Origin of the sequence: Prevotella sp. P6B1 (genome assembly GCF_000702825.1) — a bacterium.
GTDB lineage: Bacteria > Bacteroidota > Bacteroidia > Bacteroidales > Bacteroidaceae > Prevotella.
Genome location: NZ_JNKF01000011.1, coordinates 390,305 through 402,861, shown reverse-complemented (window position 1 = coordinate 402,861; position 12,557 = coordinate 390,305). Strand labels below are relative to the sequence as shown.

Sequence of the window (12,557 nt, the reverse complement as noted above, 5' to 3'; positions counted from 1 at the left end):
TTATTTTCCAAAAACGTACTTAATTACCTTTGCATTGGCCTTGTTTTCATTCACGAAGTCCCTTTCTATGTATATGTCGGTCACTCGCATGGATTCGTCTATATGGTTTAAGGCTTCATGTACTACGTATTTATTGATACCACATTTATTGAGGGCAATAGTTGCCCAAGAGTGACGGGCTGCATAATACTCAAAGTCTTCGATATTTAAAATTTCCCCGATTTCTTTTAGTCCAGAATTGATAGCCTTATTAAATGCTCTGGAGTCACTGTATATTTTATAGAATTTGAATAATCGTTTTCCTGATGGATCTCGATACTTCTCAATAATTGGCAGGATTATATCTGGAACTACAACTTCCATCCTAGCTTTATCTAGTCTTCGATCTTTGGTCTTTGTTCGGTAGTAAACAAGTCTGTTGCCTCTTAATTCAGTTGCATTATAAAGATCGACAGAATTAATTCCGATAAGACAAAAAGACATGATAAAGCAATCTTTGGCAAGGTCAAAACGGCATGTCCCTTTATATCCCTTATGATAATTCTGATAGGGTAGATCCCAAATGTTTTTTATTTGCTGAGGTAAAATAGCTCTCTTTCGTGTTGCTTCTTCCTTAGGAATCCTAAAATACTCAAATGGTGAATGTGGTATTCGTATTAATCCTTTATCGGGTTTGTTATAGTATCTCTGTGCTTCATTATATAGGTGACGCAAATTGGTAAGATAGAGCGAGACGCATCGATTTGAAGGTATGCGTTTGCCTGCTTCTTCTAGTTTCTTTACTTTATGTGCGCGTACATTATTAATATGGTCACGATATTGCTCCAATAGTTCAACAGTTAATTCCTTAATCTCCAACTCTTCTTTGCCAAGAAATTTAATAAAGGATTTTAGGCTATTTGAGTAAATGTCTTTACTCTTGATAGGAGTGTTGCAAATCCATTCTCGACAGAATGCGATGAAATCAATAGGTTTGTCAACTTCATCTTTATTAATGAGTCGGTTTACAATCTCGTTGACATCACAATTTTCAGAATCAATATGCAGGGAATTATATGACGTCCTGTAATGTAATACTAGACGGTCTGCTTCCTGCTTTGTTGTTGATCCTTCTTTCAGTTTTAAGTCTGCTGTAAGGTCTCCATTTGAAGCAAAAATGTTTGTTGAGATTCGCTTCACCTTTTTGTTTTTGATAAAACGCACTTTAACATTATACGTTCCATCTGCTCTTTTCTTGTCCTTTTGGACTTCTGCTTTAATTGTCAGCATAGCAATTTTTGTTTTGAGGTCAACCTCGGGTAAACCTGAGGTCAACTTTTGGTTAAAAAATGCGCTGATTTTGAGAATATACAATTATAAGAAAAATGAGAATTGGTAAAATTTTGAACTTCTTTGATTCCCTGAAATCCTTAAAAATCAGTAGTTTGCAAACAAAAAAGGCTAGCATTACGCTAACCTTCATTTTTGTGATTCCGTTGGGGCTCGAACCCAAGACCTACTGCTTAGAAGGCAGTTGCTCTATCCAGCTGAGCTACGGAACCAGCCTTTTGAAACCTCCTTGTGGAGAAATCGGCTGCAAAGGTAGGTATTTTTTTCGAACTTACCAAATTTTTACTTGATTTTTATACTTGAAATCGGATATATGAGCGATCGTCGAAAGAGTTATAGCCTTGTACGAACGCTTTTGTTGCCTTAAAGTCGCCGATATTCAACGGGTCGTTCTCACGTTGCTGAGCAAGTAGTACCTCCGATTCTTCAAGCGTGGCGGCGAGTTTGGGATAGCCATCGCTGGCCAATACAATCTCCCATGGACGGAAGTCGAGCGAAATCACGCGAACCTTATTTTGAGGGATTGGAAAACCATCAATAACGGCATAAGTCACATTCTGGTTCTTCATCACTTCAAGCATGGTGGGAATCATTACCTCTCGAGCCGGATCGTGCTGCTGCAACAAATCGTTTTGAGGTACGCCTTCAGCTAACAGCTCACGTACTTTCCGAGCACGCATCTCTGCTAAAGGCTGCTCGTAGGGTTTAGGATTATCAAAGTATTCGCCTCCAATCAGACATTGGCAGTCGCCAACCATCCAGACTTCACGACGTAACCTGCTGAAGATGACTGCCGAAGCACAGAGTCGTTCTTCCGGATGCTCCTGCATTCGCTTTACAGGGAAACGCCACATATAATGTCGTCTCAATGACTGGGTGGCTCCTGCACAGAACTGCTGGCACGACGTATTAGCTGGCATCTTCCGGATATAACGACTAATGAGTTGCATGGCATATCGTCCGTTGCTCATCAAAGGGCAATGGCGACGCAGAGTCTTCGATGTACTTCCGTCGATAACGGCGATAAAGTTATCGGTGACGACGATCCCGTCCTCGCTTTTCTTCGCGGGGTTTTTCGCTATGCTGCTTTGTTCGATGATTTTCATTCTTGAAGTTCGGATTATATGATTTAGGCTTCTGTCCATTGCCTGTTCGGTAATCGCCTGATGGACGTTGTCCATTTGACACTGGACGATAGCCTCCCTGTGGTAGCATGCCGTTATACAACTTTGCAATGAGATCAGGACGACCAATACGACGCAAGGATTGTTCGATGCCGCGACGCTCCTCGGGCTTGTACCAGAAAAAGTACTGGCGCTGGGCCAACTTTTCTTTTGGCGTTTTGGCACTGAACACAGGCTCGAGCGTATAGGGGTCGTAACCTGTGTACCAAGTCTCGGTTGCATTAGTAAGCGGGGTAGGAGTAAAGTCCTGTACTTGTTCCAGATGGAAATCGAGATTCTTGGTAATCACGGCTAACTCTGCCATATCTTCCTCCTGGCAGCCGGGGTGACTGGATATGAAGTAGGGGATGATTTGTTGACGCAGACCTTCCTCACGATTGATACGATCGAAGATACGTTTGAACTCGTAGAACTGCGAGAACGACGGTTTGCGCATCAAGTACAATACACGGTCGCTGGTATGCTCAGGTGCTACTTTCAGACGCCCACTAACATGCCGCGTGATAAGTTCACGTGTGTACTGTATAGCAGCCTGATTGCAGGCTTCATCCTTGCTGCGATGTAACAACAGGTCGTAGCGCACGCCACTACCGATATAACTCCGCTTGATGCCCGGCAGGGCATCTACTGCATGATAGACGTCAAGCAGTTTCGAGTGATCGGTATTCAGGTTCGGACAGATTTGCGGATGGATACAACTTGGACGACGACACTTCTCGCAGGCGTTCTTATTCTTGCCGCTCATACCGTACATATTGGCCGACGGTCCACCCAAATCCGACAGATTGCCTTTGAAGTCGGGCATCTCTATTACTTGCTTCACTTCGCGAAGGATACTCTCCTTAGAACGACATGTAATAAACTTACCCTGATGAGCAGAGATTGTACAGAAGGCGCAACCACCGAAACAACCTCGATGGATGTTCACAGAGAACTTGATCATATCGTAGGCTGGAATACGCTTTCCCTTGTACTTAGGATGTGGCTGGCGAGTATAAGGCAGATCAAAAGAGGCATCGAGTTCCTCGGTGGTCATCGGAGGAAATGGTGGATTAACCACTACATATCTACCGTCGACCCCCTGAATAAGTCGTTGTGCATGCATCATGTTCGACTGCTCTTCAATATGACGGAAGTTCTCTGCTTCAGCTCGCTTATTACGCAGGCATTCCTCGTGACTATGCAGCACGATATCTTGATCCGTAATACCACCAGGTATCTGTTCCTTGTTAGCTAGATATACCGTCTGTGGCAAATCGCGTATATCACTGATTTTCTCACCGTTAGCCAATCGTTTCGCCAACTGGATAGTGGTCTTTTCACCCATGCCATAGGTAATCATATCAGCGGGCGAATAGCATAGCAGACACTTTTTGAGTTCATCGCTCCAATAATCGTAATGAGTCACGCGGCGCAATGAGGCCTCAATGCCACCCAGAATTACCGGCACATCAGGATATAGTTCCTTCAGTATCTTGGTGTAGACTATGGTGGGATATTCTGGGCGCATGTCATGACGACCATCGGGACTATAGGCATCTTCAGAACGAAGACGACGCGCTGCAGTATATTTATTCACCATCGAGTCCATACATCCTGGTGCAATGCCGAAGAACAGGCGCGGGCGCCCCAATTTCTTGAAATCGCGGTAGTCGCCATGCCAATCAGGTTGTGGAACAATGGCCACACGGAATCCTGCAGCCTCCAACGTACGACCAATAACCGCTGCACCAAACGACGGATGGTCAATATATGCATCACCCGAGAATAGGATTATGTCTACATAATCCCATCCTCGGAGCTCTAACTCCTTCTTTGTAGTAGGTAGAAAATCTGTTAATCTGTACTCTCTCAAACTAATTTCAAAATTAATAAATCATCAGTTGAACGGTGTTCCCTGCAGTGCCCTCATGGTCATGCCCAGTCCACAATTATCCTGATTCTTCCAGTTAATGTATAACAATACGAGTTGCTGCAGTCCAAAAGCCTTCATATTGGGGTGATAAATCACGTCCAGGCAGAGGTCGAGCAGCGACTTGTCCTTACCAGCGTCGCCTTCCAACAGCGCGCGAATATTCAGCTTCAGTTTATCGAGCACCTGCTCGTCAACATAGCCGTTTGAGTCAATCAGGTCCCTAAAGAGCTGATATTTCTCGATAGTTGTCAAATGAGCATCACTTACTTCGATGCTACGGGTTCCTGTTGAATTAGATTGAATTTTCATAATTGGTTGTTTTTTGGTGTTATTGTGATTTTAATAAAAACTGTAGTAATCCTCTCATGATGCTGTTGCGTTTGGATTCGTCCTTGATACACTCAAGTGGGAATCCCATGGTCACAGCTTTATAGTCTGTTCCGTCGTAAGCCACACAGGCACTGAAGTCGTCAGCGTATTTCATGGCTGAGAATGCCGGATAGACAGGCTCAAGTATCTCAGGATGATGCGCCGCATAGTGGTGCTCATTGAGATGACGGTAAAACGTAAAGGCGATACCGAGTCCGTTGATAGAGTCGCGCTGAAGACTATCCAGATCGCGCCCCCCATATTTCAATTTCAGAATGTCCTCGAGATATTTTCTGTCGATTGGATCCTGCATGTCGGTGCCCAGATATGCACCGCTCACCAGCAGGGAGCCTCCTTTTTTGGTCATCATGTAGATATGTTCGCGCAGGATGGGCGACATGATACGACAAGGCACAGTTGAGTAGCCGTCTTGTCGCTGCAGGCCCAATATCACGTCAAGCATTTCAAACTTCTCAGGTATCACGTCATCGTTATCGATAGCCTGCGAAGAGCAACTCACCACGCGGTATTTTCTGGCAGTGGCAATAGCAAGCGTATGTGTACGGATATAGTCAAAGTCGTTGCCTGCAATAAATTGCCCCATCAGTGAATCGTTGGTGTAGCCCAATCCGTCGCGACGCTCACTACCTATTTTCGATTTTTCCCAACCCGTCTGATATCCCAACCAGCCAGCCGTACGACCATAGGTCACACCTGCATCCTCTTCAAGGTCGAAACCCTGTGAGAAGGAGTTGTCAACTACTGTCGGTGAAGCTAAACGATCAAAGCCATTGACCACGAGAATCGTCTTCTGTGCCTCAGGCACATCGAATACCGAAACAACCTCGCTTGGAAAACTCTCGCCGCCTTCGTTAACGGCTGATACACGGAACGAGTATACTTGTTCTGGTTCAACGGGTACCACAAGCGATGTCTCACTACCGCCTTTCACATATGTTCCATTGTCGAAGCCATTGTTACCAACGGCTGTATAAACGACATACCCCGTTGGCTTGGCAGTTGCCTCGTATTCATCGTACACTGGACGCCAACTGATTTTGGCAGTACCCTTGCCAGTGAGCGTAGCACTCAAGCGGTTAGGAGTGAGTGGCTGAACCACATATTTCTTATGGTGCATGGTGCAGACATAGCGTAAAAGCGCCTTATAGATGCTGCGAGCTAAATCGAAACGGAAGTGTGGATCCTGTCCCAGACGCATGTCGGCAAAGTTTTGATGTGACATGGTTTCAAGGATGGCGCTAGGTACCATTGGGCATCTGCTTTCCGAGTAGTTACGGTCGTAGAGTTCACGCGTCACCCAGTTGCCGTATTTCTTGTTGATGTCAGCAGGTATGCTGTAAAGCAGTTCATCGGCAAGGTCGCGCGAGGCAAGTCTTGTCATTCCAGACTTCAGGATGCTATCGTTAAGTGTCGTGGTGCAGACCGTCAGTGTACCTATATGGCTTTTACCATCTTTTGCGTAACCAGCATCGGAGTGAATAGCAAGCGAGAGTTCGATGGGAACATTAAGTCCCGTAGTGTCGGGCACAAATACAGAACCGCCTGCCAAATGATTGGTCATATAGCTACGCACGTTGATGTCGTCGCCATAATCGTCCTGACCTTCTTTGGTGCTGTACACCTCATATGGCATTCCTGCCCATTGTGCATAATAGCGGGCACCTTCCAGACAACGAGGCAGCCCACTAATACCCTTGCCACGATCAACGTTTCCCATACCGCCACCAAAGCGTACAGCATCTGCCGTAACTACGCCGTGATGATGGCGACTCACATTCGAGAGTGTCACACAATTACGAGTGCTCTGTCCTTGATCGAAGTAGAAGGTACCTAAATAAACCCATGTCTTCTGTCCCATCTGCTGGTTTACAGAGAATCTGGTGGGTACGCCTTGGTGCCATACCGTATAATGGGCATCGTCGATACTCTTCTCTACAGTATGATAGCTTACGTAAACCGCATAGTTTCCAGCTTCGGTGATAGCAGGTTGCCAAACAATCTGGCTTTTGTGTTTGGAATCAGCAGTGCTCGCCATACGAGCAGTACCTGCGTTGAAGGGATTTTCGGAATCTACGTAAGTCCCTGGATGGAAGGCAAAACCTGTCGAGTCAGCATTATGCCAGGCCTGCAGACCATTAGTCTCACTGTAGCCGGTCTCAGGTGTATCGTTGTCAACGATGTACTCATTGCGCTGCCAATCACGCTCACGAGGTGTAAACACTACAGCTCCTGCATTCTGAAGCATCGGGATGAGATATGGTGTCACGATAGTTGGTGTGAAGAGGTCTTCACGCGTACCGAATAGCGGCGGTCGCTGCCATTTCCATACGCTGTCTTTTACATTGAAATAGCGACCGTGACTGGCCCAAATAGAGAGATGTCGATCCTGCAGGCCTTCGGTAATCTGGTAGGGTAGTGAGACGTTTCGCACCCAGGGGCGACCATGATAGTCGGTATGCCCCCATGTACGGTTCTTGTCTTTGATATCGCGTAACCGATTGGGCACCAGTTGTCGCAGGTCCCATCCGTTAGTTTTGATAGTCAGTTGATAATCCTGGCATGAGTCTGGCAGAAGCTTGTGCACACCCTGATAAATAGCCTCTGCCATCGAACTGGTAAAGAGCTGTTCACCCAAATTGTTATTTGCGCACACTTCAATGGTGCGCGTTGTATCATTAACCACCAGTGTCTTCAGGTGGAAGGTGGCTCTGATGCGCTGCTCGTCGGGTTTGAAGCTGACGAAGTATCTGTCAATTTTTTCTTTGAGTGTTTTATAAGGGTCTGGCGGTGTTTTCACCTTCACCTTTCGAGCAGCGTCGACCGGTGTTGCAGTCAGCAGGGCAGTCAGGGCCAGAATTATAAACTTAGAATGACTCATTAATCAATATCTCCAATCGTAAAGTTCTCAGGTTTCTTGCCTTTGAAATCCTTAAAATACAGTTTAATTTCCCTCATATCGTCCTCCAGATTACCGCTCGGTATGATAGTCTTGGTACACTGTATCAATCGGCGTTCATAGTCTACACCATATAATAAAATAGGTATATTAGCTTTGAGGGCAATGAAATAGAAACCCTTTTTCCATTCCTCTACGCGCGAACGTGTACCTTCGGGTGTGATACAGAGTTTAAACTGATTCATCTTCTTGGCCGTCTCTGCCATAGCATCGGTCATGCTCATCTTTTTCTGCCTGAACACCGGAATACCGCCCATCCCGCGGAAGATTGGCCCTAAAGGCCAGAAGAACCATTCCTTTTTCATCAGGAAGTTAATCTTCATACCTTCAGCGCGACTATAAAGCTGTCCAAGAAGAAAGTCCCAATTGCTGGTATGAGGGGCGAGACATATAATGAATTTTTCGGGGTGGACTTCGGATATTTCCTTTTTCCACCCCATACGTTTATAAAGAAGCCAGTTACAAAAACCTCTAATCATGGGCAAAAACTAAGCATTAATCTGATCCATGATCTCTGTAGCTCTTTCTACAAAGCTATCGCGCAGGTTCTTATAAAAATCTTGTTTCTTCATGCCAGGCTCAGGGTGAGAGATGCGACTTACATAGTCTGCGCGCAACGCTATGATAGAACGGATCATAGCCTCATCATTCTCGCGATTCCTGTTGTTCCCATACAATGAGACAGCTACTGCCTCAGCGAAAATCTCATCACAAATAGCATTAATACTTTTCTTGAGTGATCTCTTATTCATCATAATCATTAATATCCCTTCCTTTAAGGGTGTTTTGTTATATTCAGTAAGCAAAGTTAGAAAAAAAATCTGAGATACCAAGCGTTTCACCCCAAAAAAATATTAAAATGGTAAAAATAGCCGTTTTTCTTTCGTATTTCTTACAAAAAATGCCTAATTTTGCGGCTCAGAAAACAATTACTCATAAAATTTATAGTTAGACATTATGGAAAAAAGTGCATTACAGTTGGCGAGAGCCGCTTATCAGCCTAAGCTGCCTAAGGCGCTTCAGGGTGCAGTAAAAGTGAAGGAAGGAGCCGCTACACAGAGTGTTGGCGACCAGGAGGAAATCAAGAAGCTCTTCCCTAACACCTACGGTATGCCTATCGTAGAGTTTGAGCCTGCTACCGAGGCTAACAACACCAAGATGAACGTTGGTATCATCCTTTCAGGCGGTCAGGCTCCTGGCGGTCACAATGTAATCACCGGTCTGTTTGACCAGATAAAGAAGCTCAACCCTGAGAACCGTCTGTTCGGCTTCATCCTGGGTCCTGGTGGTCTGGTTGACCACAATTATATGGAGCTCACAGCCGATATCATCGATGAGTATCGTAACACCGGTGGTTTCGATATGATCGGTTCTGGTCGTACCAAGCTTGAGAAGGTAGATCAGTTCGAGAAGGGTTTGGAGATCATCCGCGAGCTCAACATTAAGGCTATTGTAATTATCGGTGGTGATGACTCTAATACCAACGCCTGTGTACTTGCAGAGTACTATGCTGCCAAGAACTATGGTGTGCAGGTAATCGGTTGTCCAAAGACTATCGACGGTGACCTGAAGAACGACCAGATCGAGACTTCATTCGGTTTCGATACCGCTTGTAAGACATACTCTGAACTGATTGGTAACATCGAGCGCGACTGTAACTCAGCACGTAAGTACTGGCACTTCATCAAGGTAATGGGTCGCTCAGCATCTCACATTGCCCTGGAGTGCGCTCTGCAGACTCAGCCCAACATCTGCCTCGTATCAGAGGAGATTGAGCAGAAGGGTATGAGCCTCGACGATATTGTTACATACATCGCTAACGCTGTATGCCAGCGTGCTGCCGATGGTAACAACTTCGGTACAGTTATCATCCCTGAGGGTGTTATCGAGTTCATTCCAGCTATCAAGAAGCTCATTGCTCAGCTCAACGACGTTCTGGCTATGCCAGAGGCCAAGGAGCTCGACCGCCACGAGTCAATCGACTTCGTAAAGGCTCACCTCACCGACGAGAACCTCGCTGTATTCAACAGCCTGCCTACAGGTGTTGCTCGTCAGCTGGCTCTCGACCGCGACCCACACGGAAACGTACAGGTATCACTCATCGAGACCGAGAAGCTACTCTCTACCATGGTAGCCCAGAAGCTCGAGAAAATGAAGAAGGAGGGCAAGTACACTGGTAAGTTCTCAGCTCAGCACCACTTCTTCGGTTACGAGGGACGTTGCGCAGCTCCTTCTAACTTCGATGCCGACTACTGCTATGCTCTCGGTACTTCAGCTGCTCAGCTCATTGCTAACGGCAAGACCGGTTACATGGCTATCGTTAAAAACACAACCGCTCCTGCAGAGCAGTGGATTGCAGGTGGTGTGCCCATCACTATGATGATGAACATGGAGAAGCGTGCTGGTGAGATGAAGCCAGTTATCCGCAAGGCTCTCGTTGAGCTCGACGGTGCTCCATTCAAGGCATTTGCTTCACAGCGTGATCGCTGGGCACGTGAGACCGCATACGTTTATCCTGGCCCAATCCAGTACTGGGGACCCACAGAGGTTTGCGATCAGCCAACCCGTACCCTCGCTCTTGAGCAGGCTAAGTAATTAGATGGTCAAACGACGTGTAGTTCGCCGAAAAGGAATCGGCACCACTCATACATACCACGGCCCCGGGCGTAGAAAACGTCCCGGAGTCGTGGTTCGTTTGTTGCGCCATATGCCCGGTTGGGCTTATTGGCTTGGTGGTGCAGCCGTAGTGGCGGTCTACGTCTATTTCTTCTATTATTTCTTTGTAGGCCCGTTCGGTTTCCGTTGGCGTGCTCTCTATGGCGATGTCAGCTATCCCGAAGGCTACGAGATCCACGGTATCGACATCTCGCACCATCAGGGACGTATCAACTGGGATGAGCTCAAAGATAACGGAACTATAAACCATTGTCCTATCCGCTTTGTAATGATCAAGGCAACTGAAGGAGCCACACAAACAGATCGCAATTTCCGCGATAACTTCTATCAGGCACGTGAGAACGGTTTCACCCGTGGCGCCTACCACTTCTACAGTGTACATACACCTGCCGAGCAGCAGGCATATCATTTCATCAAGACTGTCGACCTTGAAAACGGCGATCTGCCTCCTGTTTTGGATGTAGAGCATAAACCCAAGAATCAGACCGACCAGGAGTTTAAGAAATCCGTACTCAAATGGCTGAACATCGTCGAGAAACACTATCAGGTAAAACCGATTATTTATACCTATTTTAAGTTCAAGACGCGCTATCTTTCAGATTCCGTATTCGACGACTATCCTTATTGGATAGCTCACTACTATGTCGACTCGCTCGAGTATCAAGGTCCCTGGAAGTTCTGGCAGCACACCGATGTTGGTCGTTTGCCGGGCATTAAGGGCAATGTCGATTTCAATATCTATAATGGTTCTTACTACGACCTTCGTCAGATGACCATCGGCTCGCAGGAAACCATCGGCGAAAAAGCCTACCGAGAATAAAAAACTACCAACCGTAGGCAGACCAGTTGACGGCGTAGTACCACTGCAGATTGCGGATATGCTCGTTGTAGCGGTAATTACTGCTGGCATAGTCGTTCCGAGGAATGAACATGCTAACACATCCGTACATATCATCGGCATATTCGAAAGAATCGAAGTCTCTATAGATATTCGAGCTAATGGTCATCCAGTGCTGTGAATAGCGGACATAAGGCACAGCCTTATTATAAACAGAGAGCCATGCTGCATAATCGCTGGCCGCTGCATGGCGTTTGATGACGGCTTGCATATCATACATCACTTTTTTGCCAGAATAATAATAGTAAGTAATACCATCCAGATTAATTTCATCTGGCTTATATGGCATAAAAGTGGAAAGCACTGTCTTGGTAGCATCTGCCAGCTGTTGCATCTTGCTCAGATCGACAACCGACAGCGGCACACTATAACCAATAAGATAATTGTATTTCTTTGTATAATCCGGATCTTCCTGATAGGCTTTCTGATAGTAGTTATAATAACATTCAGCCATATCCTTATAAAAGGTTGACGACTGCGAGAACATACAGGTTACCAGTTCATCATAAGGCGCACCTGAACCTGGGATTTCGGCAGGTGAGCCGATAAGGTAGTCAGCGGTATTACGCAACTCATAGGCACTCTCTATACACTGGAAATTGCAGCAGTCGGCCAAGATAAAGCGCAACTTGGGAAGTCCTTCAAGCGCACGGGCCATCTGCGTAACATTCATCCATTTGCCATAGTCTGAGGCCGTGTTATTGCCGCTATCGATACCATAACTACGCGTCGAAGCAACTGAATCGGTTGAGATTAGCCACCCTGTAGCGTGGCCCCAAAGCACCAAACCATAGTCGTCTGATGGGTATTTAGCTCTAACATAGTCAATAACCTCACGGAACTTAGCAGGATCGGAGGCATAGAAATCCTCATTATAGCTATAGATAGTACGTCTTGTACCGCCTGCGATCTCAACAATGCTTGGGTACTCGTTCGGATTGGGACTATCGATAAAAGCGATGAGATGCTGGTTATCGGCAAGTTTCTTAGAGCCTTCTACAAGCTCCTCAAGGTCGCACTCCATATAGGATGGGAACCCATCACTATCATCACCGAGACTGTTCTCACCCGACATATAGATCAGCACCGTATGTTGCTGAACAGGAGGGACATCGAGATCGTCGTTATGACTACAACTGCATACGAGTACAAGTGAGAATATTATTAAGAGAAATCTGTTCATATATCAAAATTTTGGGGCAAAGTTAC

The 12,557-nt window shown here is 46.1% G+C and carries 10 protein-coding genes and 1 tRNA gene; 2 read left to right on the top strand and 9 right to left on the bottom strand.

Annotated features, from left to right (window positions below):
• From T495_RS0105810 to T495_RS0105775, 8 genes are all read right to left on the bottom strand, one after another.
• Positions 1 to 1,269: a phage integrase SAM-like domain-containing protein gene (locus tag T495_RS0105810; RefSeq protein WP_033148090.1), complete on the bottom strand. Its 1,269-nt coding sequence runs from the start codon at positions 1,267 to 1,269 to the stop codon at positions 1 to 3.
• 198 nt (positions 1,270 to 1,467) lie between these two features.
• Positions 1,468 to 1,541: transfer RNA gene (locus T495_RS0105805), tRNA-Arg, on the bottom strand.
• Positions 1,542 to 1,622: 81 nt separating this feature from the next.
• Positions 1,623 to 2,435, bottom strand: a complete 813-nt coding sequence (locus T495_RS0105800; protein WP_033147930.1) for a hypothetical protein — start codon at positions 2,433 to 2,435, stop codon at positions 1,623 to 1,625.
• On the bottom strand, positions 2,359 to 4,368 hold the full coding sequence (locus T495_RS0105795; RefSeq protein WP_033147929.1) for a YgiQ family radical SAM protein: 2,010 nt from the start codon (positions 4,366 to 4,368) through the stop codon (positions 2,359 to 2,361). Before T495_RS0105795 ends, T495_RS0105800 begins: the two co-directional genes overlap by 77 nt.
• Positions 4,369 to 4,392: 24 nt before the next feature.
• A complete protein-coding gene (locus T495_RS0105790) occupies positions 4,393 to 4,737 on the bottom strand; it encodes a hypothetical protein (protein WP_033147928.1) in 345 nt (114 codons plus the stop codon).
• Between the two features lie 19 nt (positions 4,738 to 4,756).
• The gene (locus T495_RS0105785) at positions 4,757 to 7,696 is read right to left on the bottom strand and encodes a xanthan lyase (RefSeq protein WP_033147927.1); all 2,940 of its coding nucleotides are present in this window, start codon (positions 7,694 to 7,696) and stop codon (positions 4,757 to 4,759) included.
• Positions 7,696 to 8,253 carry a 1-acyl-sn-glycerol-3-phosphate acyltransferase gene (locus T495_RS0105780; RefSeq protein WP_033147926.1) on the bottom strand — a complete coding sequence of 186 codons (558 nt, stop codon included), beginning with the start codon at positions 8,251 to 8,253 and terminating at the stop codon, positions 7,696 to 7,698. The genes T495_RS0105785 and T495_RS0105780 overlap by 1 nt, the downstream gene beginning before the upstream one ends.
• A 9-nt stretch (positions 8,254 to 8,262) precedes the next feature.
• Positions 8,263 to 8,529, bottom strand: coding sequence for a hypothetical protein (locus tag T495_RS0105775; protein WP_028903738.1), 267 nt, complete (start codon positions 8,527 to 8,529; stop codon positions 8,263 to 8,265).
• Positions 8,530 to 8,731: 202 nt separating this feature from the next.
• On the opposite strand from T495_RS0105775, the gene T495_RS0105770 reads away from it, so the two are divergent.
• A complete protein-coding gene (locus tag T495_RS0105770; RefSeq protein WP_028903737.1) occupies positions 8,732 to 10,369 on the top strand; it encodes a diphosphate--fructose-6-phosphate 1-phosphotransferase in 1,638 nt (545 codons plus the stop codon).
• A 4-nt stretch (positions 10,370 to 10,373) separates the two neighbouring features.
• Positions 10,374 to 11,270 carry a glycoside hydrolase family 25 protein gene (locus tag T495_RS0105765; RefSeq protein WP_028903736.1) on the top strand — a complete coding sequence of 299 codons (897 nt, stop codon included), beginning with the start codon at positions 10,374 to 10,376 and terminating at the stop codon, positions 11,268 to 11,270.
• A gap of 4 nt (positions 11,271 to 11,274) precedes the next feature.
• On the opposite strand, the gene T495_RS0105760 is transcribed toward T495_RS0105765, so the two are convergent.
• Positions 11,275 to 12,531, bottom strand: a complete 1,257-nt coding sequence (locus tag T495_RS0105760; protein WP_033147925.1) for a clostripain-related cysteine peptidase — start codon at positions 12,529 to 12,531, stop codon at positions 11,275 to 11,277.
• Between the last annotated feature and the right edge of the window lie 26 nt (positions 12,532 to 12,557).